Raw genomic sequence first — 24,756 nt, forward strand, 5'->3', positions numbered from 1 at the left:
TCTTCTTTAAACTAGGTTAAAAGCCAAGCGTAGATGGTTTCTCCATCATTGGCACATGACGACTCCCCTTGCTTATACCAGCATCACCGCCGCCCACTGGCAGCCCGCCCTCGGTACACCCGGAGGGGTGGTTGAGGGCCTAAGGGACATTGACCAGGCTATTCGAATTATCCTGACCACGCCCAAGGGCAGCGATGCCCACAGGCCCGACTTCGGCAGCGACCTACATCTGTATATCGACTGGCCCACCAACCGGGTCACCCCGCACTTGGTGCGCGAATCGGTTGACGCCATTCGTCGCTGGGAAACCCGCGTTTCCGTTGTCCAGGTGCAAGTCAGTATCGACGACGAACACGTCATTGTGCGCGTGCAATGGCGTGTAGCCGATGGCGTCCCTCAACTGACCGAGGTGCCGTATGCGCGAGCTGCCTAAGCCTGAATTCGTCAAGATCGATCCTGCGGCCACGGAGGCCGAGATTATTGCCAGCTACGAGAAAGAGTCCGGCAAGTCGTTGTACCCCGCGCAGATCGAGCGTTTATTCCTCAACCAGGTAGCTTATTCAGAAACACGAATCAAGGCTGCGATCCAGAACGCTGGTGAGAAGCTCCTGGTGCGATACAGCAGCGGGCCGATCCTTGACTACCTGGGCGACCTAGTTGGTACGCCACGCTTGTTATCCGTTGGTGCGGTTTGCACCGTCCAGTTCGATATCGTCGGTGGGCAACCGCAGGACCGTTTGATTCCCGCCAATACACGCGTAACCACTCAAAATGGCGCCGTGGCGTTTCTTACCCGTCAGGAGGCGGTCTTGAAGGCGGGAGCGCTTACTGTGCAGGTGCGGGCTGTCTGCGAGACCCCCGGTGTTATCGGCAACGGTTGGGCTATCGGTCAAATCAATACATTGGTCGGTGAGGGGTTTGCTGGGTTGTCGGCCAGTAATATCACCGTACCTGTCGACGGCGCAGAAGACGAGGTCGATCCTCATTATATAGAACGGATCATTCTTGCCCCCGAGGCTTACACCACAGCAGGCAGTGAGGGCGCCTACCGGTATCACGCGCTATCGGTCCACCAGTCCATCATTGACGTGGCCGTGCGCGGTCCCGAGGACGGATTGCCAGATGGCGAGGTGGCTATTCATCCGCTCACTGAAACAGGTATGCCTACGGCGAACCTCCTGGAGCAGATCGAGCGTTACCTGACCGGCCAGAAACTACGCCCTCTGTGTGACACAGTGCGAGCGCAGATGCCGGAGCATATCGACTGGCGTATCAAGTCGCACATCACCCTGTACGCCTGGGCCGAAAGAGAGCCCACCCTGGCTGCAGTACGCAAGGCCGCCGAGAACTATGCCCAGGAACTGCGCGCCAAGCTCGGCCTCGATATCGTGCCCGAGCAGCTCAACGCCCGACTGCAGGTCTCGGGCGTGTACCGCTCAGTCCTGGAGCTACCGGCTGTACCCCTAGCACTAGAGCGACACAGCTGGGCTGATTGCTCTGACATCGACATCCTCTATGCGGGGGTGGCTGATGGCTGAGTTGACCCTGCCGCCAGCGCTGGCGGGTGACGAACGCTTTGCACGCCTGTGCAAGTTGCTTGAAGAACGGCATGCCGGCATTGATTTGACGCCGATGCTGGTCTATCTCCTCGACCTGGTGAAAGCGCCTCTGCTGCCCGTGCTGGCCGATCAGTTCAGCCTGCTCGATGAGGCCGCTTGGTTGTTGGCCGAGTCCGAAGACGCCCGCAGGAACCTACTCAAAAACGCAGTAGAACTGCACAGGTACAAGGGCACGCCCTGGGCGATCCGGGAAATTATTCGTCTGTTGGGCTTCGGCGAAGTCCAACTGCAGGAGGGCCTCGGCGGTCGCACCTATGACGGCAGCATCAACTTCAACGGGCTTTACGTATACGGCGCTCCCCGCGCCTGGGCGGCGTATCGCGTGACCTTCGCCGAGCCCCTTACCAACGACCAGGCGGCGCTGATCCGCCGCATGTTGTCCACCATCGCGCCTAAGCGGTGCCGCCTTGCCTCACTTGAGTATCAAGCCGTGGCAATCCGATACAACGGCACCGCTCGCTATGACGGGCTGTATAACCATGGGAGCAGTATTTGATGGCCACCTTGCCTGAAACAGAAGATTACGCAGCCGGGACTTACCAAATTGAAACGTCCGATAGGGTGCTCGGTGGCCCTGGTGGCATTGCTAACAAACAAGCTGAGCAGCTAGGTAATCGAACTGCGTGGCTGAAAGCAGCTATCGCAAAAATCGTCAACGGGAAAACTGCCGTCGGTATGGCTACCCAGCTAGTGACAGCTCGCGTGTTGAGGTTTAAGGGAGCGGCCAGTGGCAGCGGTAACTTCGATGGAAGCGCGGATACGGAAATAGCGTTAACCCTAGCTGACTCAGGCGTCTCGGCGGGTAGCTACACAAAAATCACATTGAACGCGAAAGGTGTAGCTACCGCAGGTGAAAACCCTCGAACCTTAGAAGGCTACGGAATCACCAACGCTATCGCGGTAGGCCAGCATGGATTAGGCGCATACACCGTTCCTCAATCAGCCATAGATCGTAAGGATCTCCCCGGTGGTTTTTACGCAACACAATCGCAATGGTCATCATTGGGACAGTATTTAAGCGTGCTGAACCTGCCATCGTGGGCGGAGGGCTATCAGGCGCAGCTAGGAATCCAACAGGGAGGGGCAAATGTACGTGCCTTTTTGAGGTCGGTCACAAATGATGGTCAATGGACACCCTCGGCAGAACTGTGGACCAGTGCAAACTTTGATCCTGCGCTCAAAGCCAACAAGTCTGACACCATCGCTGGGTACGGAATCAAAGACGCATACACTATTGCTCAGGTCAATGCATCACTGGCGCAACGAGCGCCTCTGAATAGCCCCACATTTACTGGACAAGTGAAAGTACCAACTCCAGCCATTGAAGACAGATCTGCGTTGGCTGCGAACACAGAATTCGTTGTCGCTTCAATTTCAAAAGCGATCGCTGGCTTGCTCGACTCTGCACCAGGTGCGCTCGATACTCTCAAAGAGTTGGCCACTGCTCTGGGTAACGACCCGAACTTTGCGGCAACTGTCACCAATGAGTTAGCAAAAAAAGCTCCTAAAGCGACGTCGCTGGACGGGTACGGCATTACCGACGCTATTGCGAAAGGTCAATACGGATTGGGCGCTACGCTGATCCCGGCAGGCGCTATTGACTATAAAGATCTGCCGGGGGGGTTCTACTCGATTGAGAATCAGTGGTCATCGTTCGGTAGCTTCCTGAGTGTTCTGAATCTCCCCTCATGGGCTAAGGGGTTCCCCGCACAGTTGGGCATCCAGGTAGGGGGCGCCCAGGCCAAGGTTTTTGTCAGAGCTGCCGGAAATGATGGTCAATGGACGCAACCCTCTGAGCTATGGACCAGTGCTAATTTCAACCCAGGAACGAAGCTAGATAACGCAGGGATCGTTATGAGCTTGGGTACGAATGGCTTCCTTGCTTTTCCATTCTCACTTGGACGGTTGATCATTCAATGGGGGACCGTGGCTGCGCAGTCGCAAACAGCGCATTCAGTCACCTTTCCTCAAGCATATAACAGTGCCTGCTTTGGTGTGATTACCTCCGTGAACAACAGCGCAGGCTCCAACAATGGAGATTCGGGCTATCAGGTCATATCCAAAACTAATCAGAACTTTACTGCGTTCAGGCAGGACTACAACACCATAAGTCCAGGTGGTGATAGCGGCTATACATGGTTTTCATTCGGCGTATAGAAGGGGCAGGCAATGAGCAAACTATTCAGCAAGTCAACCATGGGCCTCTACGATTCAGAGCTTACAACTTCGCTACCGAATGATGCCGTTGAGATATCCAGCGAGCTATTTCTTCGTCTCATTGAAGGGCCGAGTCAAGGGCTACAGCTTTCCGTCGACACCGATGGACTGCCCTGCCTGGTAGAGGTCAAGCCCAGTCATGAGGAAGTATCGGTTCTTGAACGTAAGTGGCGTGACGCGGCAATGGATCAGACTGATTGGTTAGTCGCACGTCACCGTGATGAGCGGGATATCGGTGGCATGACAACTTTGGAAGATCAACAGTTTTCGCAACTGCTCGCATATCGACAGGAGTTGAGGCTATGGCCTGATACGGCTGATTTCCCAGACATACAAAAAAGGCCGAAAAGCCCTTTATGGCTCGTCGACCTTAATCCCATTCAGCAGTAGAAAAGAGGGCTGTCAGCTCAGATGTAAGCGCATCCAAGCTGACCGCCAACCAGCAGACCTATCCTGCAAGCCAGCCAAGGCCCTCCCGCTCACGTGAGCGATTGGGAGCCTACCAGAAGCGCAAAAGGTTTGCAGATGATGCAAGAAATACGTTGCGGCCACTGTGGCCGAAAGCTAGCCGCTGTATGTGGTTTCACTGAATTACAGATCAAGTGCCCGCGCTGCCGGACGCTTAATCATTTGAAGGCCGAGAGCCTCCTGACATCGCCAACGAGCGCCCCAAGCCTTCAGGAGGCAATATGTCCGCGCAACCGATCATCCCCTGGATAGGCGGCAAACGCCGTCTCGCCGACCGTATCTTCACGCTGTTCCCGGCTCACAGCTGTTACGTGGAGCCTTTTGCCGGAGGCGCCGCCCTGTTCTTTTTAAGACCGGTACCGGCAGAGGTGGAGGTATTGAATGACGTCAATGGCGATTTGATCAACTTGTATCGGGTGGTACAGAATCATTTGGAAGAGTTCGTCAGGCAGTTCAAATGGGCTTTGTCGAGTCGCCAAGTGTTCAAATGGTTGCAGATGACAAGGCCAGAGACGCTCACCGACATCCAGCGGGCCGCCAGGTTTTACTACCTGCAGCAATCCGCCTTCGGCGGACGCGTTGATGGGCAAACGTATGGAACCGCTACCACCACACCCCCAGGACTAAACCTACTGCGCTTGGAAGAGACGCTATCAGCAGCGCACCTCCGGCTGAGCAGCACCTATATAGAGCACTTGGGGTGGCAAGAGGTAATGACGAAGTACGACCGTGAACACACACTGTTTTACTGTGACCCGCCGTACTGGGAGACTGAAGGCTACGGAGTTCCGTTTGGGCTAGAGCAGTACGAAGCGATGGCCACACTCTTAAGCAAAATTAAGGGCAAGGCTATCGTTAGCCTGAATGACCACCCGGACATCCGTAGGATATTCGCTGGATTTCACATAGAAACCACTGACATCAAATACACCGTCGGCGGTGGTAAAGGGAGTGATGCAAAGGAGGTGTTGATCTTCAGTTGGGACATTCAGGCCGAACCTGCCGGTCTGTTTTGATATTCTGTTGCAACAGCTGCAAAAGAATCTGAAGCCATTTATCTCAGATTAGAGCGCGAGTTTTTCGCGCTCGGCATCACTCAGTCTGATCCAACATCCTGGTCGGCCCTGAGGCCGCCATCGGGAGCAAGCCCCCTCCCACATTTTGCTGTATTTGCAATCAAGCACCGTGGCTTAGGGCAGCGTCACCTCGCGACGCTGCCACTCGTCCACCACATCACCCATAGTCTTGGGGACGCCATTGAGAATCCACGCCATAAAGGGGCGGTTGAACTTGAACGTCGGCCCGCACTGTTCACGCATGAAACGGCGCACGTTCTGAGTGTTTTTATAGCCCGGGGTCACCGGTGTCCCACGGGTGAGAGGGTCGCTGTGCCAGTCAAAAGCCATTTTTACCTCGGCTATGGGGTGCTGGTTACCACTCTAACCTCGCATCATCTCAGCCCATTTCAAAATTTCACTTTCCTTCCCTGCCGAAATTATTGCATGGTTGTACGACGACATACCTCGTCGTATCCACCCAACAAAAACAAGGAACACCCATGCCCAACCTCAAAGTGCTGATCGGCTTCCTGTGCCTGTTTTCCGGCTACGTCGCCGCCGCCCCTGCTGAAAAGGAAGTGGCCCAGGCAGTCGACCAACTGACCCAAGCCATGTTGCACCTGGACGTCAAGCAACTGCACGCGCTGACATCCGACACGCTCACCTACGGCCACTCCAGCGGCAAAGTGCAGAACAAGGCGCAATTTATCGCCGACCTGCAAACCCACACCAGCGCCTTCAAGACTCTGGAAATGCAGAACCAGGCCATCACCCTTAATGGCGATACCGCCCTGGTGCGCAACCACTTCCATGCCTTGGCGGTGAACAGTGGTGTGGACACGCCAACCGATATCGACAACTTCCAGGTCTGGCAGAAGCAACACGGCAAGTGGTTGCTGATCGGGCGCCAGGCTTACAAATACTGAGCACAGCTCACCACGCCACCACTTTGCGTATCGTCTCCAGGGCCCTACGCAACTGCGCCACCGGCACCGACCCCAAGGCCACGCGCAGTGCGTGGGGCACCTGGGCAGAGACTGCGAACGGTTCGGCGGTGGACACGCAAATGCCTTCGCGCTGCAAGGTCATGGCGACTTGATCGGCGCGAGCCTCTTCTGCCAAAGGCAGCCACAGAAAATACGATGACGGATGGCTGACATACCGCACGCCCGTCAGCACTTGGGCTGCCAGTGCCTGGCGGGCTTGGGCATCCGCGCGTTTTTGCGCCTCCAGTTGCGCCACCGTACCGTCTTCGAGCCAGGCCACTGCAATCGCACTCATCACGCCTGGCACGCTCCAAGTGGTGGCCATGATCGTACGTTCCAACCTGCTCACCCAAGCTGAAGGCGCCGCGATAAACCCTATGCGCAAACCGGCGGCGACATTCTTGGACAGCCCACCCACATACACCGTGCGCTCCGGGGCCAGTGCCGCCAACGGCGCAGGTGCATCTTCGGCGAGAAACGCATAGGCGCCATCCTCGACGATCATCAGGTTGTACTGCCGGGCAATCGCCACCAAACGCTCGCGCTGCTCCAGGCTCAGTACCCAGCCCAGCGGGTTATGCAGGGTTGGCATGCTGTATACCGCACGTACCGGGCGCTGGCGACACAGGCTATGCAGATGGTCCAGGTCCGGGCCGGCCGTAGTCACCGGGATGGCGACGATTTCCAGGTGCAGGGTTTCGGCCAGCGCCTTGAAGCCCGGATAAGTCAGCGCATCCACCGCGATCACATCCCCAGGCTTGAGCAACGTCATCAGGGTCACCGCCAAGCCGTGCTGGGCGCCGCTGACCACCAGTACCTGCTCGGCGGCCACCGTGAGCCCTCGATTCAACAAGTGCCGGGCCATGGCGGCGCGCTCATGCACGCGCCCTGCATGGGGCTGGTAACGCAGCAGTGCCTCCAGATCGCCCGACAACGCCAACTGGCGCAACGCCGTGCGCAACAGCTCGGCCTGCCCAGGCAAGGACGGGTAGTTGAAATTCAAGTCGAGCAGGCCCGGCGCCACCGTCATCTGCCCGCTGCCCTGCCCCGGCGGCAAGGTGATTTCGCGCACGAAGGTACCGCGACCGGTCTCGCCACTGACCAGGCCCATGGCTTCCAACTCGCTGTACACCCGGCTCGCCGTGACCAGTGCCAAGCCATGCTCAGCGGCCAACTGGCGATGAGTAGGCAAGCGCGTGCCGGCAGGCATTCGTCCACTGCGAATGGCCTCGGCGAAGGTATCGACCAGCGATTTGTAGCGCGCACGGGGCATAGAGATGTATCCATGACAATTTTTTGATTGTCCTAATCTTCGACCCTAGGATGAGCCGCACGCAACCCCACTTTCGGACATACCGTCATGGAACGCATCGCCCGCTTCGGCACCCTGGATGTCAGCACTCAGGGTTGGATCAACGGTTTTATCGGCGTGGTGATTTTCAGCGGATCGCTGCCGGCCACGCGCCTGGCGGTCATGGAGTTCGACCCGGTGTTCCTGACCATGATCCGCGCCACCCTCGCCGCCCTGCTGGGGGGCTGCCTGTTGTGGCTATTCAAGCAAAAACGCCCCACCCGTCAGCAATGGGCGCCCTTGGTGATCGTCGCTCTGGGCGTGGTGATCGGCTTCCCACTGCTCACCGCCTTGGCCCTGCAATACGTGACCTCGGCCCACTCCATCGTCTTCATCGGCCTGCTGCCCCTGGCCACGGCGGTATTTGGCGTGCTGCGTGGCGGCGAGCGCCCCAGGCCAGTGTTCTGGTTGTTTTCCATCCTGGGCAGCCTGTTGGTGATGGGTTACGCCTTTGCCCAAGGCTTGAGCGCCGCCCCTGCAGGCGACTTGTTGATGCTGTTGGCGGTGCTGGTCTGCGGCCTGGGTTATGCCGAAGGCGCCAAGCTGTCGCGCAGCCTGGGTGGCTGGCAGGTGATTTGTTGGGCGCTGGTGGTGTCGCTGCCGCTGGTGGCACCGTTGAGCCTGCTGCTGGCGCCTTCGACCCTCAGCGGCATTAGCCTGCCGGCGTGGCTGAGCCTGGGGTACGTGGCGCTGTTCAGCATGTTGATCGGCTTTGTGTTCTGGTACCGCGGCCTGGCCCAGGGCGGCATTGCCGCAGTCGGCCAGTTGCAGCTGCTGCAACCTTTCTTCGGCCTGGCGCTGGCCGCGGGCCTGCTGCATGAGCAGGTCAGCCTGGGCATGATGCTGGTGACGGTCGCGGTGATCGGCTGCGTGGCCGGGGCGAAGAAGTTTGCCCGCTGACGCGTGGCCTGCTAAACAGGGAAGTCGCCTGAACAATAACAAGGACTTTGCATGACCACCGCTTCTCTCCAAGACATCACCGCGCCAGAAGGCATCTGCTACGGCTGCGGCAGCAGCAACCCCCATGGCCTGCATATCAAGAGCCGCTGGGCCGAAGATGGCGTACACGTGGTCGCCGAGCATCAACCCGAAGCCAAATATAGCGGCTGGCCAGACCTGGTCTACGGCGGCCTGATCGCCATGCTGGTGGATTGCCATTCCAACTGGACCGCCATGGCCTACCACTACCGCGCCGAACAGCGCGAACCCGGCAGCCTGCCGCGCATCGACTGCGTCACCGGCAACCTGGGGATCAAATTCATCAAGCCCACACCGATGGGCGTGCCACTGACCCTGCGCGCACGGGTCGAAGGCGACATCGGGCGCAAAAGCCGCGTGGTCTGTGAGGTGTACGCCGGTGACGTGCTCACGGCCATCGGCGATTCAGTTTTCGTACGCGTCGACACCGGGCAATTGGCGGCGGCTGCCCATGGTCGCGAGGTGTGATCCTGGTCTACAGTGATTGCAACCGCTGATCGAGGACTGCACCAATGCCCCGTCTTACCGCCAAGGACTTTGCTCCCGAACTGCTGGAACTCTACGACGGCTACGCCCACGGCAAGATCAACCGCCGCGAGTTTCTCGACCGTGCCGCGCTGTTCACCTTGGGCGGCCTCACCGCCTCGGCGCTGCTGGCAGCCCTGAGCCCCAACTACGCCCTGGCCGAACAGGTCAAATTCACCGATCCGGATATCGTCGCCGACTACATCACCTACCCTTCGCCCAAGGGCAACGGCACGGTGCGCGGCTACCTGGTGCGCCCGTCCAAGGCTGCGGCAAAACTGCCCGCCGTGGTGGTGGTGCATGAAAACCGTGGCCTGAACCCCTATATCGAAGACGTGGCCCGGCGCCTGGCCAAAGCCGGCTTCATTGCCCTGGCACCCGATGGCCTGACGTCCGTGGGCGGCTACCCCGGCAACGATGAAAAAGGCGTGGCGCTGCAACAGACTGTCGACCCGACCAAACTGATGAACGACTTCTTCGCCGCCATCGAATGGCTGATGCACCACGACAGCCGTACCGGCAAAGTCGGCATCACCGGCTTCTGTTACGGCGGCGGCGTGACCAACGCGGCGGCGGTGGCCTACCCGGAACTGGGCGCTGCGGTGTCGTTCTACGGGCGCCAACCCGAGGCCAAAGACGTGCCGCGCATCAAGGCACCGATCATGTTGCATTTCGGGGAACTGGATACGCGGATCAATGAGGGTTGGCCGGCGTATGAGCAGGCGTTGAAAGCTGCGGGCACGACGTATGAGGCTTACATCTACCAAGGCGCCAACCACGGTTTTCACAATGACTCAACGCCGCGGTATGACGAGCCAGCAGCCAACCTGGCCTGGGAGCGCACCCTGGGCTGGTTCCGCAAATACCTCGCCTAGCCGCCCCTCCCACATTCTTATTCAATACACGTCTGCAACCACCCCTTGAACGCAGACATCGCGGGTGTCTCATTGCGTGACTGCAAACGGGTCAACCAATAACTGCCGGTCGTGATCCCCACATCGAACGGCTGGCGGATCACATCGCTTTCCAACTGGCGTGAAAACATCAACGCTGGCGCCAGGGCCACACCGCTGCCTTGCAGGGCGGCCTCCATCATCGCCAGCGACGAGTCGAACACGATACTGCGCGGCACCAGGGTGTCTGCCGGCAACCCGGCAGCCTGCAACCAAAGGCTCCACTCATCGGCACGGTATGAGCGCAGCAAGGTGTGCTTCAACACGTCGGCCGGGCTGTGCAATTGCTCGGCAATCTGCGGCACACACAACACCGTCAGCGGGGCTTCCAGCAAAGGGCAGGCCTCGGTGCCATGCCAGGCGCCTGCGCCAAACCGAATGGCGTAATCCAAGCCCTCGGCAGCGACATCAACGCGGTTGTTGTGGGTGGACAGGCGCAAATCAATAAACGGATAGCGGCTGTGGAAATCCGCCAAACGAGGCAATAGCCAGCCCACGGCAAAGGTGCCGACCGCACCCACTGTCAGCACCTCGCGGTAGTGACCGCCCTCGAACTGGCCCAGGGTGTGGGCAATGCGGTCGAAGGCTTCACGCAACACCGGCAGCAGGGTTTCGCCTTCGCGAGTGAGCATCAGGCCGCGTGGCAGGCGCTTGAACAGCGTGACATTGAGCTGCGCTTCGAGGCTTTTGACTTGATGGCTGACTGCGGCTTGGGTCACGCATAGCTCGATAGCCGCGCGGGTAAAGCTCAAATGGCGCGCCGAGGCTTCAAAAGCGCGCAGGGCATTGAGGGGCAGATGGGAACGCAGCAAGGCTTACCCCAATTTTTCTAATGGCTGGTGCGAGATATCATCGTTTGCTCCGGGTATAAAATCCACCTAGATTTGCCACGCCTGCGCAGGCTCCGATCATCATTGCCACCTTTACATGGAAGCGAATCACCATGAAATATCAGCCAAAGTACCTGGTTTCAGCTTTGCTGCTCGTATCCGGCGGCTGTATGGCCGCCACCGATATACGCCAGGTCGTGGACAGCAACGTCAAACCCTTGATGCAACAGCAAGGCATCCCCGGCCTTGCAGTCGCGGTGGTGAACCAGGGCAAGGTGCAATACTTTAATTACGGCGTAGCCGCCAAGGACACCCAGGCCGCGGTCACTCAAAACACGCTGTTCGAAATCGGCTCGGTGAGTAAAACCTTCACCGCTACCCTTGGTGGTTATGCCCAGGCCATCGGCAAGCTCAAGCTGTCGGACGCAGCCAGCCAGTACTTGCCGTCCCTGGCCGGCAGCGCGTTCGATCGCATCAGCCTGCTGCAACTGGCGACCTATACCCCTGGCGGCCTGCCGCTGCAATTTCCGGATGCAGCCGACAGTGCATCGACCATGCTGGGCTACTTCCAGCATTGGAAGCCCACTTACGCTGCGGGTGAACAACGCTTGTACTCCAACCCCAGCATCGGCCTGTTCGGCTACCTGACCGCGCAAAGCCTGGGCCAGCCGTTCAACGTTGCCATGGAGAAGACACTGCTGCCCAAGCTAGGGTTGACCAACACCTATGTCAGCGTGCGCACGGACAAAGCCAGCCAATATGCCCAAGGCTATGACAAGCAGCAAAAACCTGTGCGCGTCAGCCCCGGCGCGCTGGACAGTGAAGCCTACGGGCTCAAGACCACCAGCCAGGACCTCGCCCGCTATGTCATTGCGAACATGCACCCGCAAACCCTGGAACAGCCCGTGCAACAGGCCATCGCCGCCACCCACGCGGGCTACTACACCGTGAACGGCATGACCCAGGGCCTGGGCTGGGAGCGCTACCCCTACCCCATCACCCTGCAAGCGTTGATCGACGGTAACTCAACACCGATGGCAATGGAGCCGCACAAGGTCACCTGGCTCAACCCGGCCCAGGCGCAGCCGGCCAACGTGTTGTACAACAAGACCGGCTCTACCGGTGGCTTTGGTGCGTATGTGGCGTATGTGCCGAGCAAGGATATGGGCGTGGTGATTCTGGCCAACAAGAACTACCCGAATGCCGAGCGGGTAAAAGTGGCCCATGCGATCTTGAGTGCGATGGATCAGTAAGGCCGAAACAATCAACAAATGTGGGAGGGGGCAATCCCTCCCACCTTACATCCCCAGCCAATGAGGCAGCGCAAGGGAAATGAATGGCAAGTAAGTCACCATGATCAGGAACACCAGCAAAATCATCAGCCACGGCATCGCCGCGCGGATGGTCTGCCCCAGCGTCAACCCGGTCACCGCCGAGGTCACGAACAGGTTCAACCCCACCGGCGGGTGCACCAGGCCGATTTCCATATTCACCACCATCACGATGCCCAGGTGAATCGGGTCAATCCCGAGTTTCATCGCAATCGGGAAGAAGATCGGCGCCAGGATCAGCACGATGGCCGACGGTTCCATGAAGCTGCCGGCAATCAGCAGCACTACGTTGACCATGATCAGGAAACCAATCGGCGTCAGCCCTTCGGAAATCACCCACGCAGTGATTTCCTGGGGGATCTGCTCAGTGGTCAGCACATGGGCAAACAGCATGGCGTTGGCGATGATGAACATCAGCATGATCGACAAGCGCCCCGACTCCAGCAGCACCTTGGGGCAGTCGCGCAGCGTCATGTCCTTGTAGATGAACAGCGCGACAAACGCCGAGTACACCGCCGCCACCGCTGCGGCTTCAGTCGGGGTGAACATGCCGCTGTAGATACCGCCGAGGATGATCACCAACAGCAACAGGCCCCAGAACGCCCGGCGTGCGCAACTGAGCCACTCGCGGAACGTCGCCCGTGGTTGCGCGGGTAGCTTCTTGATACGCGCGACGATGTAGATCGCGATCATCAACATCAGGCCCAGCAACAGTCCCGGGATCACCCCAGCCATGAACAGCTTGCCCACTGAGGTTTCGGTCGCCGCCGAATACACCACCATCACGATCGAAGGCGGAATCAGGATACCCAAGGTCCCGGCGTTGCAGATGATCCCCGCACCAAACTCCTTCGGATAACCGGAACGCACCATGCCTGCCACGGCAATCGAGCCCACCGCTGCCACCGTGGCCGGTGACGAGCCGGACAGCGCGGCAAACAACATGCAGGCCAGCACCGCCGCAATCGCCAGACCGCCACGGATATGACCGACACAGGCATTGGCAAAGTCGATCAGCCGCTGAGCCACGCCACCAGTGGTCATAAAGGCACCGGACAGCAGGAAGAACGGGATCGCCAGGAAGGTGTAGGCATCGCTGGTTTCAAACAGCTTGATCGCCAGGGAGCTCACCGAGTCCTGGCTGAACATCAGGATCGACACCGCGCCGGACAGCCCGAGGGAAATCGCAATCGGCACGCCAAGGAACATGAACACGAACAACAGCAGAAACAGACAGAGCACGGCCATCAGTGACGCTCCTCATGGCTGCCGGCCAACTTGCTGGCCTCCCCGGCCTCATCGGCCAATCCCAACCCGACCTGGCGGTGGGTAAAAATGCGGTAGAAAATTTCCAGGTAGCGAATCAATACCAAGGCAAAACCGATAGGCACGATCACCACGATGTCACCGACGTCGATACCGAACTGGTCAAGGTCCTCGGCACCGATATGTGCGGTCATTACCGCACTCACCCACTTGTAGCTGGCGACCATGAACAGGCCGGCGTAGGCCAGGCAGCACAGGCAGGCGAGCATCCCGAGCAAGCGTTGTACCGGGCGTTTGGTCAACCTGACCAGCGCGTCCACGCCCAGGTGGCCGGCGGTGCGTACTCCGTAGGAAATGCCGAAGAAAATCAACCAGCCGAACATGGCCTTGGTCAGCGCCACGCTCCAGGTCATGTCCTGGGCCCAAGTCATGGTGGCGTCGCCTACCGCGTTGAAGAAGTCGCTGCTCAAGGCCCACTTGTCGGCCAGGGAAAAGAACAGGGTGTAGATGTTATTGAGCATGACGTAGACGAATGTCACCAGAGTCATGGCGGCCAGCAGGAAGGCAATAAAGCCTTCCTCCAAGTGCTCCCAGACGCGCCTTAGCGTTTGCATGGCAAAACCTCGCGAGGCAAATGAAATACCAGGGTGGAACTTGCCCGAAATGTTGGAGGGGGCTTGCTCCCGATAGCAGTGTGTCAGCTTGCAGATCTGTCTCTGATCCACCGCTATCGGGAGCAAGCCCCCTCCCACATTGGATCTCAGTACACCCTGGGATTATTGGTTGGAAGCGTCCGCTGCCTTGATCAGCTCAGCCCCGATCTGGCCTTCGAACTTCTGCCACACCGGGCGCATGGCTTCGCGCCAGAGCGTGCGTTGCTCGGGGGTCAGTTCGATGATCTCGCTGGTCTTGGCATCGATGATCTTCTGCCTGGCCGACTGGTTCAGCGCTTCGGCCTGCTTGTTCACCTCGACAGTGACTTCGGCCATGATCTGCTCCAGCGTGCTGCGCACATCCGGCGCCAGGCCGTTCCAGAACCTGGCGTTGGTGATCACCATGTAGTCGATCAGGCCATGGTTGGACTCGGTGAAATACTTCTGCACCTCGTTGACCTTCTGGCTTTCATAGTTCGACCAGGTGTTCTCGGTGCCATTCACGGTGCCGGTCTGCAAGCCCTGGTAAACCTCGGCGAAACTCATCTTGCGCGGGTTGGCGCGGATCGCCTTGAACTGCTCTTCAAGCACGCTGGAGGCTTGCACGCGAAACTTCAGACCACGGGCGTCCTTGGGTTCGTGCAGGGCCTTGTTGGCGGAGAGTTGCTTGAGGCCGTTGTGCCAATAGGCCAGGCCGAGAATGTTCTTGTCCTGCATCGCTGTCAGCAGTTGCTTGCCCTGGGCGGCCTGGAAACGATCGACGGCAGCCAGGTCGTTGAACAGGAACGGCAGGTCGTAGATCTGCACCTGCTTGGTGTACTGCTCGAACTTGGCCAGGGACGGCGCCAGCATCTGCACGTCACCCAACAGCAACGCTTCCATTTCCTTGCCATCGCCGAACAGCGACGAGTTGGGGTACACCTCGACCTTGACCTTGCCGGGCAGGCGTTCTTCGGCGAGCTTCTTGAACAGCAGCGCGCCCTGGCCTTTGGGCGTGTTCTCGGCCACCACGTGGGCGAACTTGATCACAATCGGGTCAGCCGCCTGGGCCAGGCCCGCGGCGAACAAGGTGGCGGCGCACAGCAGCGCCCGAGAGAGCTTGAGCATGGGAAATCACCTTCTTATTGTTGTGTTGTAAGGCAAAGTGCCTGATGTGCTGCATATTGAGAATTTCGAATTTTAGATACCTGCGTTCGGCCTGGCCGAACACCAACCTCAAGGAACATGTCGATCCTGTGGGAAGGCTTATCCAGTCAGGGTTGGGCAGCCAGCAGTCTTTGTGCCCGCAGCAACACCGGCGCATCCACCATCTGCCCATCAATCTGATAGGCCCCTTCCCCATGGGCACCGGCCTCTACCACGCGCGTGGCCCAGGCCAGTTCTTCAGCGCTGGGCGCCAGCGCCTGGTGAATCACCGGAACCTGCCTGGGATGGATACACAACGCCCCGGCAAAGCCCATTTCATAGGCGTGCCGGATCGAACTGCGCAGGCCCTCAGGGTCGTCGATGGCCGGATGTACGCCGTCCAGCGGTGCCACCAGGTCGGCGGCGCGGGAATGCACGATCAGTGACAGGCGCGCCTGGTCGAGGGCAAACTCAGCAGCGCGGGAATGACTGCTCAGGTTCAGATCCAGCGCCAGGTCCAAGCCACCGAACGACAGCCGCTCCACCAGCGGAGCATGGGCAATCTCGGCCACCGCCAACAAGCCGCGAGCGCTTTCGATGATCGGCCAGATGGGTTTGCCGGTGGCCGCCACTACGGCGACCTGGGCTGCGCTCTCGACCTTGGGTAGCAGCACACCCGCGACATTTGCATGAGCCTTGCAGAACGCCACATCCTCAAAATGCTCGACGTGTTCCGGCGCATTGATGCGCACCCACACCCGGGCTTCGGGGTGGGCCTGCAGGAACATCCCCAGGTTGTCCCGGGCCTGGCGCTTGAGCGGCTCTTCCACGGCGTCTTCAAAATCCACAATCACTGCGTCGGCGCCGCTGGCCAAGGCTTTGGCGAACCGCTCCGGGCGGCTGCCCGGCACAAACAACGCTGAACGTACTAAGGGCTTTGGCATCGCACACTTCCTGATCAGATAACGCCGCGCGCACGCAGGCTGTCGATGGCTTCACCGGTATAACCCAGCTGGTCGAGAATGCCCTGGCTGTGTTGCCCCAGCGCCGGCACGCCATCCATGCGTGGAGTAAACGCAGCGTTACGCGCCGGTGGCAGCAGCGAGGGCAACGGCCCGGCCGGGCTGTCGACTTCACGCCAGCTGTCGCGGGCCTTGAGTTGAGGGTGGGCCCATACGCCTTGCATATCGTTGACCCGCGCGCTGGCGATCTGCGCATCCTCCAGACGCTGAATCACCGCCTCGGCGTCCAACCGGGCAAAACTGTCCACGATAATCTGACGCAGCGCCTCGCGGTTGGCCGAACGCTTGAAGTTGGCGCTGAAACGTTCGTCCGTCGCCAGCGCGGGGGTGAGCAATACCTTGTCGCAGAACGCCGCCCACTCACGCTCGTTCTGCAACCCGAGCATCACCGTACCGCCGTCACCGGTGGGAAACGGCCCATACGGGTAAATCGTCGAATGCGCCGCGCCGGCACGAGGTGGCGGTGGCGCGCCGTCGAAGGCGTAGTACATCGGGTAGCCCATCCACTCCACCAGGCTTTCGAGCATGCTCACGTCGATGCGGCTGCCCTTGCCGGTCTTGCCACGCAGCAGCAGCGCCGAAAGGATGCCGCTGTAGGCGTACATGCCAGCGGAGATATCGGCGATGGAGCAACCGGCCTTGGCCATTTGCTCGTCACCCGGGCCACCAGTCACCGAGAGAAAGCCGCCTTCACTCTGGATCAGCAGGTCGTAGGCTTTCTTTTTCTCGTAGGGCCCGCCTTCGCCGTAGCCGGAAATATCACAGACGATCAGCCGCGGGAAACGCTCATGCAACGCCTCGAACGACAAGCCCATGCGCGCCGCCGCGCCGGGAGCCAGGTTCTGCACCAGCACATCGGCATCGGCGAGCAGCGCCTCGAGAATGGCGCCCGCCTCGTCCTGCTTGAGGTCCAGGGTCAGGCTCTCTTTGGAACGGTTGGTCCAGACGAAATGCGACGCCAGGCCGCGCACGCGTTCGTCATAGCCCCGGGCAAAGTCACCGGCACCGGGACGCTCGACCTTGATCACCCGGGCCCCCAGATCGGCCAGTTGGCGGGTGCAGAATGGCGCGGCAATCGCGTGCTCCAGGCTGACGACGGTGATGCCGTCCAGCGGTCGTTGGTTACTCATGACAAATCCCTCAAAGCCAATGGGCCATGGACGCGGTTTGGCGCAGGTTCCACACCTGCTCGATCAACCCTCTGGCCTGGGTCGGGGTGCGGGCGCTGCTGAATTGGGTCAGGCGCTGGAATTTGTCCGCCAGCTCCGCGCGACTCAGGGTGTTGCCCGGGTCGCCCTTGGGCTCGTCGATGGCGCCGTGCAGCGTGCGGCCGTCGGTGGTGGTGACGGTGACGCGGCCCAGCCAGCGTTGTGGGTAGGCAGCATCGACCTCGGGGTCGAGGGTCATGCTGACCTTGTCGCGAAAGGCCGCGACGGCGGGGTCGCTCAACGCCAGTTCATGGAATTCAGGCAGCCCAGCCTTGCCATGCACGGCGATCAGGCCGAGCACGGTGCCCATGGAGAATTTGGCCTGGTGCACCGTGGTCGGCACCGTCACTCGACCGAGCACATCGATGGCGCCTTGATGCACGCGGGTCTGTACCCGAGCAATCTGTGCGGCGCTCAAGCCCTCGCGCTGCATCACCGCCAGCAGCGCATCGGCGGCTGGATGGGTGTGGCGACAGGAAGCGTGGAATTTGAACGAGGTTTCCACCAGCGCCCAACGGCTGCCCAGGCCGGCGGATAATTTGCCTGGTTCGGCATCAGTGGACATGCCCGCCGCCAGCCCCTGGTCGCCTTCCAGAATATTGCGTGCGCCGGTCAAGCCATCGGCGGTGAGATAGGCCGCCAGCAAGCCGTCCGCCGCCGCCTTGGCCGTATGCAGTTGCTTGGAGTCGGCGGCATCGCGCAAGAACTCCCACAGCCCGGCCGCCTGGGTGCCGGCGCTGCCGAGCAGGTTGATGAACTGTTCCTGGTTGAAATCGAGCAACTTGCCCACCGCGACCGCCGCCGCCAGGGTGCCGACAGTGGCCGTGGTGTGGAAGATGCGATAGTGGGAGCGACCCATGAATTCACCGATGCGAATCCCAGCCTCATAACCGGCCACCGAGGCCAACAACAACTCGCGGCCAGACTTATTGAGGTCCTGGGCAGCGGCCAAAGCGGCAGGAAACACCACCGTAGCCGGGTGCAGCACCGAGCTGTTGTGCAGGTCATCCTGCTCCACCAGATGGGATGAGGCCGCGTTGACCAGCGCGGCAAAATACGCGCTGGTGCCGGTGCCGTTGACGATCACCTGGGCCGGGCCGCTGCTCGGCCCCATCTTCTGCGCATAACGTTCGAACAGTGGAATCGGATGGGCGCCCTGGCTGGCCAGTGCCGAAGCGAGCCAATCCAGATACAGCTCTTCGATGCGCACCAGTACCGGCTCGGGCACCTGTTGATACGTCAGATCAGCGAGGAAACGGCACAGGGCCTGGGTATCACGCATGCTCAGGCCCTCAGAAGCTACGTGGCAGTTCGAGCAAATGCTCGGCCACGTAGGACAGGATCAGGTTGGTGGAGATAGGCGCCACCTGGTACAGGCGGGTCTCGCGGAATTTACGCTCCACGTCGTATTCGCAGGCAAAGCCAAAACCGCCGTGGGTTTGCAGGCAAGCGTTGGCTGCTTCCCACGACGCCTTGGCCGCCAGGTACTTGGCCATGTTGGCGCTGGCCCCGGCGTGCTTGCCGCTGTCGTATTCCTCACAGGCGCGCCAGCGCATCAGGTCGGCCGCTTCGATCTCGATATGGGCCTCTGCAATCGGGAATTGCACGCCCTGGTTCTGCCCGATGGGCCGGCCAAACACCACGCGGTCGCGGGCGTAGGCGCTGGCCTTCTCAATAAACCAGCGACCGTCACCGATGCATTCGGCGGCGATCAGGGTGCGCTCGGCATTCAGGCCATCGAGGATGTACTTGAAGCCCTTGCCCTCCTCGCCAATCAGGCTGTCAGCGGGCAACTCGAGGTTGTCGAAGAACAGCTCGTTGGTCTCGTGGTTGACCATATTGGCGATGGGTTGCACGGTCAGACCGTTACCGATGGCGTCGCGCAGGTCAACCAGGAAGATCGACATGCCTTCGGACTTTTTCTTCACCTCGGCCAAGGGCGTGGTGCGCGCCAGCAGGATCATCAGGTCGGAATGCTGCACCCGCGAGATCCAGACTTTCTGACCGTTGATTACGTATTTGTCGCCACGCTTGATCGCGGTGGTCTTGATCCTGGTGGTGTCGGTGCCGGTGGTGGGCTCGGTGACGCCCATCGATTGCAGACGCAGCTCACCGCTGGCCAGCTTGGGCAGGTAGAAGCGTTTCTGCGCCTCACTGCCGTGACGCAACAGCGTGAACATGTTGTACATCTGGCCGTGCACGGTGCCGGAGTTGCCGCCGCAGCGGTTGACTTCCTCGAGGATCACCGAGGCTTCGGCCAGCCCCAGGCCGGAGCCGCCGTACTCCTCGGGAATCATCGCCGACAGCCAACCGGCGTCGGTCAGCGCCTTGACGAAGGCTTCGGGGAAGCCCTTTTGTTCATCGATGCTGCGCCAATAGGCGGCATCGAACTGCGCGCACAAGGCACGCACGCCTTCGCGGATGGCAGTGAGTTCTTCGTTGTCATTGGGGTTCATTAACGGCTCTCCGCCTATTGTTCTTGGATTATTCGAAATACACCTGGGCGGTCTGCGCCAGGCCTTCGGCATTGCCGGCCCAGAGTTCTGCGACCCCGGTTGCGGTGAGGCGCCCGCCCACCTCAAATGGCTGCGGCGCAATCAACGGGCGTATGCCGCGATAGCTGAAACGACGCAGCGTCGCGTCCGGATGCGCGCGGCAGAACGCCCGCAGGTTCAAGGTGGCGATCAGCGGGCCATGCACCACCAGGCCGGCATAACCTTCGGTACCGGTGACATAGGGGTAGTCGTAGTGGATGCGGTGGCCGTTGAAGGTCACGGCGCTGTAGCGGAACAACAGGGTTGGTGTCGGTTCGACCGCTTCTGTCCATTCGCCCCGGACCAGGGCATCGCCGCTGCCGGGTTTGGGCGGCGTGGGCTCGCGGTAGACGATGTCCTGTTCCTCGCGGATCGCCAGGCGACCGGCCTGGGAATAGTCGTGGCGCACCGTGACAAACAACAGCGAACCGGTGCGACCGGTCTTTTCTTCGACCTGAGTGATGGTCGACACGCGGGTCGCCGCCTCGCCGGCTCGCAGCGGGTGCACAAACTCGATACGCCCACCGGCCCACATGCGATTACGGTTATCGGCCGGTGGCAAGAACCCGCCGCGAGCCGGGTGGCCATCGCTGCCCAGGGCCGACTCCGGCAGCGGGTCCTGGAAAAAGCACCATTGCCACAATGCGGGTACGGCTGCACCGTCGGCAGGCACCCCTTCACCGAACGTGGCGGCGATGCGCTTGAGCAGGTTATGGCTCAGGTGGTCGTGGGCGGTCTCGCTTCGACCGATCCAATCAGTGGCGCTCATCGGGTGCAGATCCTCAGGCAGTGGGTGTCTGCTGCCGATCATGCAAGGGCCTGCCCGTTCTGAGAATTTGCATTTCAATAAACCAGCGTTCGGTTATGCTGAACGCTGCCACCCTGTACCGGGAGTCTTGCATGCACTTTGATCTCGCCGACCTGCGCCTGTTTATCCATATCGCCGAATCCCCCAGCCTGACCCAGGGCGCCAGGCGCGCGTTTCTGTCGCCGGCCGCCGCCAGTGCGCGGATCAAGGCCCTGGAAGGCCAGCTCGACACCCGCCTGTTGTACCGCGACAGCCGTGGCGTGGAGATCACCCCGGCGGGCGAGCGCCTGTTGCACCATGCGCGATTGATCATGCGTCAGGTGGATTACCTGAAAAGCGAGTTCACCCAATACGGCGTGGATTCAGCCGGGCATATCCGCATCTTCGCCAACACCACGGCGGTCACCGAGTTCTTGCCGGAAGTGCTGGCGGGCTTTTTGTCCCAGCGCCCAGGCGTGACCGTCGACCTCCAGGAGCGCCTGTCTCGGGACATCGTGCGCGGCGTACTCGATGGCACCAGCGACATGGGCATTATTGCCGGTCCCGTGGAAGCTGCTGGCTTGCAGGTGCTGCATTTCAGTACGGATGAATTGGTGCTGATGGTGCCCGTCGGGCATCCCTTGGCCGATCAGCCTTCGGTCACCCTCGAACAAACCCTCGCCTACCAGCATATCGGCCTGCATGAAGGCAGCACGCTGCTGAGTTTCCTGCGCGAACATGTCGAGCGCCTGGGCAAGCAGTTGTCGCTGCGCATCCAGGTGTCGAGCTTCGAGGCGATCTGCCGGATGGTCGAGGCCGGCGTGGGCATCGGGATCATTCCCGAGTCCGCCGCCCAGCGCCACAGCCGCACCATGCAGTTGGTGACGGTGAAGCTGGACGAGCCTTGGGCGATTCGCGAGCGCAGCATTCTGGTTCGGGAACTGGAGGCATTGCCGGGGACCATTCGGGCACTGATCGCCACATTGATGCCCTGATCTTGTAGGCGCGAGCAAGTTCGCTCCTACAGTTGGCCGTTAACAGTCTTTGACAGTTTCCCGACAAAGCACTCAAAGATTCTCAGCCCCCGCCGCCCTAGCATTCCAGCATCCAAATCATCATTCGGGTGCTCTTGATGTTTCGCAGACTGCGCGGTATTCCGCTATTGGGTTGCCTGCTGAGCAGTATCGGTTGCCACTCGCAACCGCCTGCTCCGCCGCCGATTCAAAAAGGCGATTACGGCGCGATCATCCGTTACCTGCAAACACGCATACCCCGGGAGATGGTCCGGGAAAATGTGGCAGGCTTGTCGATTGCCCTGGTCAATGGCCAGGAGTTGATCTGGGCCCGTGGCTTTGGCCTGGCCGACAAGGCCCAGGGCGTGCCGGTTACGCCCAACACGGCGTTTCGCGCCGGGGGGATTTCCAAACTGATCACCGCCACGGCGGCGCTGCAGTTGGTGGAGCAACAGCGTCTGGCACTGGATGCACCGATCCAGCAAACCCTGCGTGAGTTTTACGTACGCTCGCGCTTTCATGACGACCAGGCCGAAGCAGATCGCGCCATCACGTTACGGCGTTTGCTCAGCCATCAATCCGGCCTGCCCAGTGAGCACCTGCGTGACCTGCACAGCACCTATGCCATGGGGCAAATGCCGATGCGCGTGTCGGGCGTATGGCTGAGCAGCCCGCCCGGTTTTCAGGTGGCTTATTCCAACCTGGGCTATTCGCTGGTGGGTGCCGCCATCGAGCGCAGCAGCGGCAAAAGCTTCGAAGCCCAGCTACAAAGCAGCCTCTTGACCCCCTTGCACATGAACCAGGCCAGTTTCCTCGGCACCGGCGCGCAATTGAGCTTTCGCGCCCTGGGTTATGAGGACGGCAACGCCAGCACCGACGCCCAGGTACGCGACCTTGCCGCCGGTGGCCTGTGGGCCAGCCCCAAGGATCTGAGTCACTACGTGCAGATGTTGTTTGCCAAAGGCACCTACAAGGGCAACCGCGTGCTGGGCAGCGCTTCAATAGATCAAATGTTCACCCAGCAAAACACCGGCAACGCCTTGGATTTTGACTGCCAGATGGGCCTGGGCTGGTTTCTGGCGCCATGCGGTGACGAGCCGATTGCCCCCGGTGTGCGTACTTACCAGCACAGCGGCGGCGGCGATGATTTCGCCACCCAGGTGACCCTGCTGCCGGACCAGCAACTGGCCGTGATCATCATGGCCAACGACAGCAATGCCGAAGAGATGGTGGTGTCGCTGTCCATCGACAGCCTGCGCCTGATGCTTGAGGCACAAACCGGCGAGCACGCCTGCGCCGACGACTGCCAGGCCCCCAGCCACGGTCTGAAACTGCGCCACGTGCCAGCGGCCGTCGACCGCAAGCGCCTGGCCGGGTTCTACGCGACCCCCTGGGGCATATTCCGTATCAAAGATGACCGTGAGCGCCTGGCCGGCGAACTGGCCGGCTACACCTTCGACTTGTTGCGCGATGACCAGGGCTGGCTGCGTGCGCAGAAAAAGGTCCTGGGTTTTTGGCTCAAGGACCTGGGCGACCTGGGTCGCATCCAGCTTGATGTAGTGACGGTACAAGGCCGGCAGATGCTCACGGCGGCCCGCAGCCACGGCCAACGCATTGCTATCGGTGAGCGCATCGAGCCGCCGACCCTGTCTACGGCTTGGGCCGACACCATCGGCACCTATCAGGTACTCAATAGCCATGAACCCGACGCACCGTTGAGCGGTATCAGCGTGCGCCTGGAAGACGGCTTCCTGGTGATACGCGGCCAATTGCACGACGAGCCTCTGACTGACTACATCCTGCTGCCGGTCGACAACGCCCACGCGGTACTCGCCGGCACCGGCTACGGCCTGGGCGACACCGTCAGCCGCCAGGTCAACGGGCTGAGCGCTTCGGGTTATTCCTTCAAACGCACCCAGTCCCCCCACACACCCTTGAATTTCTAACCTGGAGAAACACCTGATGCACGCAAAAAAACTGTGCCTGTCAGTGACCTCACTGTGCCTGCTTGCCGCCGCCGACACGGCGCTTGCCGAAGACTGGCAATACAGCCTCAAGGCCGGCGTAGCCAACGCACCCCGCTACAGTGGCAGCGACGAGCGCATGACGGCGCCTGTGCTGGGCGGCAAAATCATCAGCCCCTGGGGCGTCTTCCTCGACACTGATACGGGCCTGGGCTGGGGTTACGAAGGCAATGCCTTGAGCTTCAGCGCATACGTTGGCGCAAGCGATTCGCGCAAGGATAAAAACGAAAGCATGCATGCCGGTTCCAAACGCCTCAAAGGCATGGGCGAGATCAAGTCACGCCCGCAACTGGGGGTGAGTGCCGCCTACAACCTCGGCGGCGTGATCATCGGCGCCACCCTGGAACATGCGCTTGAAGAAGATAAACACAAGGACACCGGCAAGGCTTTTACCCACGTGGAGTTGAGCTTGGGTACCAATCTGTATGAGGGGCGCTTCGGTTCCGTCGATGCTGCCATCAACAGCCACTTTGGTGACCGCGACTACCTGCAGACCTGGTACGGCGTGACCACCGGCCAAGCCGCGCGCAGCCGCTTCAAGGCATATACGGCCAGCGGCGGCAATATCAGCAATGGCATGAACCTTACGTGGAGCTTGCCAATCAGCGAGCACACACAGTTCTCGACGCTGCTGGATGTGCAGTACCTGGCGGATAAAGCGGGCAAGAGCCCGATTGTGGAGCGCCGCTTGCAGACGTCGGTGATGGGGATGGTGGAATACACCTTCTGATTCAAGTTGGTAACCCAATCAAAATGTGGGAGCAAGTCGAATCGTCGCACCGCCCCTCCCACATTTGATCTCCACAAC

General features: G+C 60.4%; 26 protein-coding genes. 15 read left to right on the forward strand and 11 right to left on the reverse strand.

The window, feature by feature from the left end; all coding sequences use genetic code 11:
• The first annotated feature begins 55 nt into the window (after window positions 1–55).
• The 7 genes from FW800_RS16740 (at window position 56) to FW800_RS16770 (ending at window position 5,320) form a co-directional block, all read left to right on the forward strand.
• Window positions 56–433, forward strand: coding sequence for a GPW/gp25 family protein (locus tag FW800_RS16740; protein WP_446438031.1), 378 nt, complete (start codon window positions 56–58; stop codon window positions 431–433).
• Window positions 417–1,538, forward strand: a complete 1,122-nt coding sequence (locus FW800_RS16745) for a baseplate assembly protein (protein ID WP_446438032.1) — start codon at window positions 417–419, stop codon at window positions 1,536–1,538. The genes FW800_RS16740 and FW800_RS16745 overlap by 17 nt, the downstream gene beginning before the upstream one ends.
• Window positions 1,531–2,115 (forward strand): phage tail protein, encoded by a 585-nt coding sequence (locus tag FW800_RS16750; protein WP_446438033.1) that lies wholly within the window; start codon window positions 1,531–1,533, stop codon window positions 2,113–2,115. The genes FW800_RS16745 and FW800_RS16750 overlap by 8 nt, the downstream gene beginning before the upstream one ends.
• Window positions 2,115–3,776, forward strand: a complete 1,662-nt coding sequence (locus FW800_RS16755) for a gp53-like domain-containing protein (protein WP_446438034.1) — start codon at window positions 2,115–2,117, stop codon at window positions 3,774–3,776. The genes FW800_RS16750 and FW800_RS16755 overlap by 1 nt, the downstream gene beginning before the upstream one ends.
• A gap of 12 nt (window positions 3,777–3,788) precedes the next feature.
• Entirely contained in the window at window positions 3,789–4,226 is a 438-nt protein-coding gene (locus FW800_RS16760; protein ID WP_446438035.1) for a tail fiber assembly protein, read from the forward strand.
• 138 nt (window positions 4,227–4,364) lie between these two features.
• Entirely contained in the window at window positions 4,365–4,556 is a 192-nt protein-coding gene (locus FW800_RS16765) for a Com family DNA-binding transcriptional regulator (RefSeq protein ID WP_087945288.1), read from the forward strand.
• Complete coding sequence (locus tag FW800_RS16770) at window positions 4,526–5,320, forward strand: DNA adenine methylase (protein ID WP_446438036.1); 795 nt, start codon at window positions 4,526–4,528, stop codon at window positions 5,318–5,320. Before FW800_RS16765 ends, FW800_RS16770 begins: the two co-directional genes overlap by 31 nt.
• 174 nt (window positions 5,321–5,494) lie before the next feature.
• Here the strand turns inward: FW800_RS16770 and FW800_RS16775 are convergent, their stop codons facing one another.
• Entirely contained in the window at window positions 5,495–5,710 is a 216-nt protein-coding gene (locus tag FW800_RS16775; RefSeq protein WP_032880871.1) for a DUF6434 domain-containing protein, read from the reverse strand.
• A 152-nt stretch (window positions 5,711–5,862) separates the two neighbouring features.
• Between FW800_RS16775 and FW800_RS16780 the strand changes: the two genes are divergently transcribed.
• Entirely contained in the window at window positions 5,863–6,288 is a 426-nt protein-coding gene (locus tag FW800_RS16780; protein ID WP_446438037.1) for a nuclear transport factor 2 family protein, read from the forward strand.
• Between the two features lie 7 nt (window positions 6,289–6,295).
• On the opposite strand, the gene FW800_RS16785 is transcribed toward FW800_RS16780, so the two are convergent.
• Window positions 6,296–7,621 (reverse strand): aminotransferase-like domain-containing protein, encoded by a 1,326-nt coding sequence (locus FW800_RS16785; protein WP_446438038.1) that lies wholly within the window; start codon window positions 7,619–7,621, stop codon window positions 6,296–6,298.
• An 87-nt stretch (window positions 7,622–7,708) separates the two neighbouring features.
• On the opposite strand from FW800_RS16785, the gene FW800_RS16790 reads away from it, so the two are divergent.
• Genes FW800_RS16790 through yghX form a run of 3 tightly spaced genes read left to right on the forward strand, consistent with a single transcriptional unit; the run spans window position 7,709 to window position 10,077 of the window.
• Window positions 7,709–8,599, forward strand: coding sequence for a DMT family transporter (locus tag FW800_RS16790; RefSeq protein ID WP_446438039.1), 891 nt, complete (start codon window positions 7,709–7,711; stop codon window positions 8,597–8,599).
• 51 nt (window positions 8,600–8,650) lie between these two features.
• Window positions 8,651–9,145: a PaaI family thioesterase gene (locus tag FW800_RS16795; protein ID WP_122732266.1), complete on the forward strand. Its 495-nt coding sequence runs from the start codon at window positions 8,651–8,653 to the stop codon at window positions 9,143–9,145.
• 44 nt (window positions 9,146–9,189) lie between these two features.
• Window positions 9,190–10,077, forward strand: coding sequence for a YghX family hydrolase (gene yghX, locus FW800_RS16800; protein WP_446438040.1), 888 nt, complete (start codon window positions 9,190–9,192; stop codon window positions 10,075–10,077).
• A 17-nt stretch (window positions 10,078–10,094) separates the two neighbouring features.
• Here the strand turns inward: yghX and FW800_RS16805 are convergent, their stop codons facing one another.
• Window positions 10,095–10,967 (reverse strand): LysR family transcriptional regulator, encoded by an 873-nt coding sequence (locus FW800_RS16805; RefSeq protein ID WP_032880863.1) that lies wholly within the window; start codon window positions 10,965–10,967, stop codon window positions 10,095–10,097.
• Between the two features lie 131 nt (window positions 10,968–11,098).
• Between FW800_RS16805 and ampC the strand changes: the two genes are divergently transcribed.
• The gene (gene ampC, locus FW800_RS16810) at window positions 11,099–12,238 is read left to right on the forward strand and encodes a class C beta-lactamase (RefSeq protein ID WP_446438041.1); all 1,140 of its coding nucleotides are present in this window, start codon (window positions 11,099–11,101) and stop codon (window positions 12,236–12,238) included.
• Between the two features lie 45 nt (window positions 12,239–12,283).
• On the opposite strand, the gene dctM is transcribed toward ampC, so the two are convergent.
• The 8 genes from dctM to FW800_RS16850 all read right to left on the reverse strand — a co-directional run bounded on the left by dctM (window position 12,284) and on the right by FW800_RS16850 (window position 20,893).
• A complete protein-coding gene (dctM, locus tag FW800_RS16815) occupies window positions 12,284–13,564 on the reverse strand; it encodes a C4-dicarboxylate TRAP transporter large permease protein DctM (RefSeq protein WP_032880861.1) in 1,281 nt (426 codons plus the stop codon).
• Window positions 13,564–14,196, reverse strand: a complete 633-nt coding sequence (locus FW800_RS16820) for a TRAP transporter small permease (protein ID WP_032880859.1) — start codon at window positions 14,194–14,196, stop codon at window positions 13,564–13,566. Before FW800_RS16820 ends, dctM begins: the two co-directional genes overlap by 1 nt.
• Window positions 14,197–14,358: 162 nt before the next feature.
• Window positions 14,359–15,342 carry a TRAP transporter substrate-binding protein gene (locus tag FW800_RS16825; protein ID WP_122732261.1) on the reverse strand — a complete coding sequence of 328 codons (984 nt, stop codon included), beginning with the start codon at window positions 15,340–15,342 and terminating at the stop codon, window positions 14,359–14,361.
• Between the two features lie 146 nt (window positions 15,343–15,488).
• Window positions 15,489–16,304: an HpcH/HpaI aldolase/citrate lyase family protein gene (locus FW800_RS16830; RefSeq protein ID WP_446438042.1), complete on the reverse strand. Its 816-nt coding sequence runs from the start codon at window positions 16,302–16,304 to the stop codon at window positions 15,489–15,491.
• A gap of 14 nt (window positions 16,305–16,318) precedes the next feature.
• A complete protein-coding gene (locus FW800_RS16835; protein ID WP_446438043.1) occupies window positions 16,319–17,512 on the reverse strand; it encodes a CaiB/BaiF CoA transferase family protein in 1,194 nt (397 codons plus the stop codon).
• 10 nt (window positions 17,513–17,522) lie between these two features.
• Window positions 17,523–18,872, reverse strand: a complete 1,350-nt coding sequence (locus FW800_RS16840) for an MmgE/PrpD family protein (RefSeq protein ID WP_446438044.1) — start codon at window positions 18,870–18,872, stop codon at window positions 17,523–17,525.
• A gap of 10 nt (window positions 18,873–18,882) precedes the next feature.
• A complete protein-coding gene (locus tag FW800_RS16845; protein WP_446438045.1) occupies window positions 18,883–20,046 on the reverse strand; it encodes an acyl-CoA dehydrogenase family protein in 1,164 nt (387 codons plus the stop codon).
• 28 nt (window positions 20,047–20,074) lie between these two features.
• A complete protein-coding gene (locus FW800_RS16850) occupies window positions 20,075–20,893 on the reverse strand; it encodes an FAS1-like dehydratase domain-containing protein (protein ID WP_446438046.1) in 819 nt (272 codons plus the stop codon).
• Between the two features lie 131 nt (window positions 20,894–21,024).
• Here FW800_RS16850 and FW800_RS16855 point away from each other — a divergent pair, with 131 nt between their 5' ends.
• The 3 genes from FW800_RS16855 (at window position 21,025) to FW800_RS16865 (ending at window position 24,678) form a co-directional block, all read left to right on the forward strand.
• A complete protein-coding gene (locus tag FW800_RS16855) occupies window positions 21,025–21,906 on the forward strand; it encodes a LysR family transcriptional regulator (RefSeq protein ID WP_005787897.1) in 882 nt (293 codons plus the stop codon).
• Window positions 21,907–22,043: 137 nt separating this feature from the next.
• On the forward strand, window positions 22,044–23,870 hold the full coding sequence (locus FW800_RS16860) for a serine hydrolase domain-containing protein (RefSeq protein WP_446438047.1): 1,827 nt from the start codon (window positions 22,044–22,046) through the stop codon (window positions 23,868–23,870).
• Between the two features lie 16 nt (window positions 23,871–23,886).
• Window positions 23,887–24,678, forward strand: a complete 792-nt coding sequence (locus FW800_RS16865; RefSeq protein WP_446438048.1) for a MipA/OmpV family protein — start codon at window positions 23,887–23,889, stop codon at window positions 24,676–24,678.
• The last annotated feature ends 78 nt before the right edge of the window (window positions 24,679–24,756 follow it).

Source organism: Pseudomonas sp. 910_23 (genome assembly GCF_052850795.1).

What these genes read in the sequence shown, in the direction of transcription:
- FW800_RS16740 (WP_446438031.1), top strand. Translation starts at nt 56, where the DNA reads ATGACGACTCCCCTTGCTTATACCAGCATCACCGCCGCCCACTGGCAG.
- FW800_RS16745 (WP_446438032.1), top strand. Translation starts at nt 417, where the DNA reads ATGCGCGAGCTGCCTAAGCCTGAATTCGTCAAGATCGATCCTGCGGCC.
- FW800_RS16750 (WP_446438033.1), top strand. Translation starts at nt 1,531, where the DNA reads ATGGCTGAGTTGACCCTGCCGCCAGCGCTGGCGGGTGACGAACGCTTT.
- FW800_RS16755 (WP_446438034.1), top strand. Translation starts at nt 2,115, where the DNA reads ATGGCCACCTTGCCTGAAACAGAAGATTACGCAGCCGGGACTTACCAA.
- FW800_RS16760 (WP_446438035.1), top strand. Translation starts at nt 3,789, where the DNA reads ATGAGCAAACTATTCAGCAAGTCAACCATGGGCCTCTACGATTCAGAG.
- FW800_RS16765 (WP_087945288.1), top strand. Translation starts at nt 4,365, where the DNA reads ATGCAAGAAATACGTTGCGGCCACTGTGGCCGAAAGCTAGCCGCTGTA.
- FW800_RS16770 (WP_446438036.1), top strand. Translation starts at nt 4,526, where the DNA reads ATGTCCGCGCAACCGATCATCCCCTGGATAGGCGGCAAACGCCGTCTC.
- FW800_RS16775 (WP_032880871.1), bottom strand. Translation starts at nt 5,710, where the DNA reads ATGGCTTTTGACTGGCACAGCGACCCTCTCACCCGTGGGACACCGGTG.
- FW800_RS16780 (WP_446438037.1), top strand. Translation starts at nt 5,863, where the DNA reads ATGCCCAACCTCAAAGTGCTGATCGGCTTCCTGTGCCTGTTTTCCGGC.
- FW800_RS16785 (WP_446438038.1), bottom strand. Translation starts at nt 7,621, where the DNA reads ATGCCCCGTGCGCGCTACAAATCGCTGGTCGATACCTTCGCCGAGGCC.
- FW800_RS16790 (WP_446438039.1), top strand. Translation starts at nt 7,709, where the DNA reads ATGGAACGCATCGCCCGCTTCGGCACCCTGGATGTCAGCACTCAGGGT.
- FW800_RS16795 (WP_122732266.1), top strand. Translation starts at nt 8,651, where the DNA reads ATGACCACCGCTTCTCTCCAAGACATCACCGCGCCAGAAGGCATCTGC.
- yghX (WP_446438040.1), top strand. Translation starts at nt 9,190, where the DNA reads ATGCCCCGTCTTACCGCCAAGGACTTTGCTCCCGAACTGCTGGAACTC.
- ampC (WP_446438041.1), top strand. Translation starts at nt 11,099, where the DNA reads ATGAAATATCAGCCAAAGTACCTGGTTTCAGCTTTGCTGCTCGTATCC.
- dctM (WP_032880861.1), bottom strand. Translation starts at nt 13,564, where the DNA reads ATGGCCGTGCTCTGTCTGTTTCTGCTGTTGTTCGTGTTCATGTTCCTT.
- FW800_RS16820 (WP_032880859.1), bottom strand. Translation starts at nt 14,196, where the DNA reads ATGCAAACGCTAAGGCGCGTCTGGGAGCACTTGGAGGAAGGCTTTATT.
- FW800_RS16825 (WP_122732261.1), bottom strand. Translation starts at nt 15,342, where the DNA reads ATGCTCAAGCTCTCTCGGGCGCTGCTGTGCGCCGCCACCTTGTTCGCC.
- FW800_RS16830 (WP_446438042.1), bottom strand. Translation starts at nt 16,304, where the DNA reads ATGCCAAAGCCCTTAGTACGTTCAGCGTTGTTTGTGCCGGGCAGCCGC.
- FW800_RS16835 (WP_446438043.1), bottom strand. Translation starts at nt 17,512, where the DNA reads ATGAGTAACCAACGACCGCTGGACGGCATCACCGTCGTCAGCCTGGAG.
- FW800_RS16840 (WP_446438044.1), bottom strand. Translation starts at nt 18,872, where the DNA reads ATGCGTGATACCCAGGCCCTGTGCCGTTTCCTCGCTGATCTGACGTAT.
- FW800_RS16845 (WP_446438045.1), bottom strand. Translation starts at nt 20,046, where the DNA reads ATGAACCCCAATGACAACGAAGAACTCACTGCCATCCGCGAAGGCGTG.
- FW800_RS16850 (WP_446438046.1), bottom strand. Translation starts at nt 20,893, where the DNA reads ATGAGCGCCACTGATTGGATCGGTCGAAGCGAGACCGCCCACGACCAC.
- FW800_RS16855 (WP_005787897.1), top strand. Translation starts at nt 21,025, where the DNA reads ATGCACTTTGATCTCGCCGACCTGCGCCTGTTTATCCATATCGCCGAA.
- FW800_RS16860 (WP_446438047.1), top strand. Translation starts at nt 22,044, where the DNA reads ATGTTTCGCAGACTGCGCGGTATTCCGCTATTGGGTTGCCTGCTGAGC.
- FW800_RS16865 (WP_446438048.1), top strand. Translation starts at nt 23,887, where the DNA reads ATGCACGCAAAAAAACTGTGCCTGTCAGTGACCTCACTGTGCCTGCTT.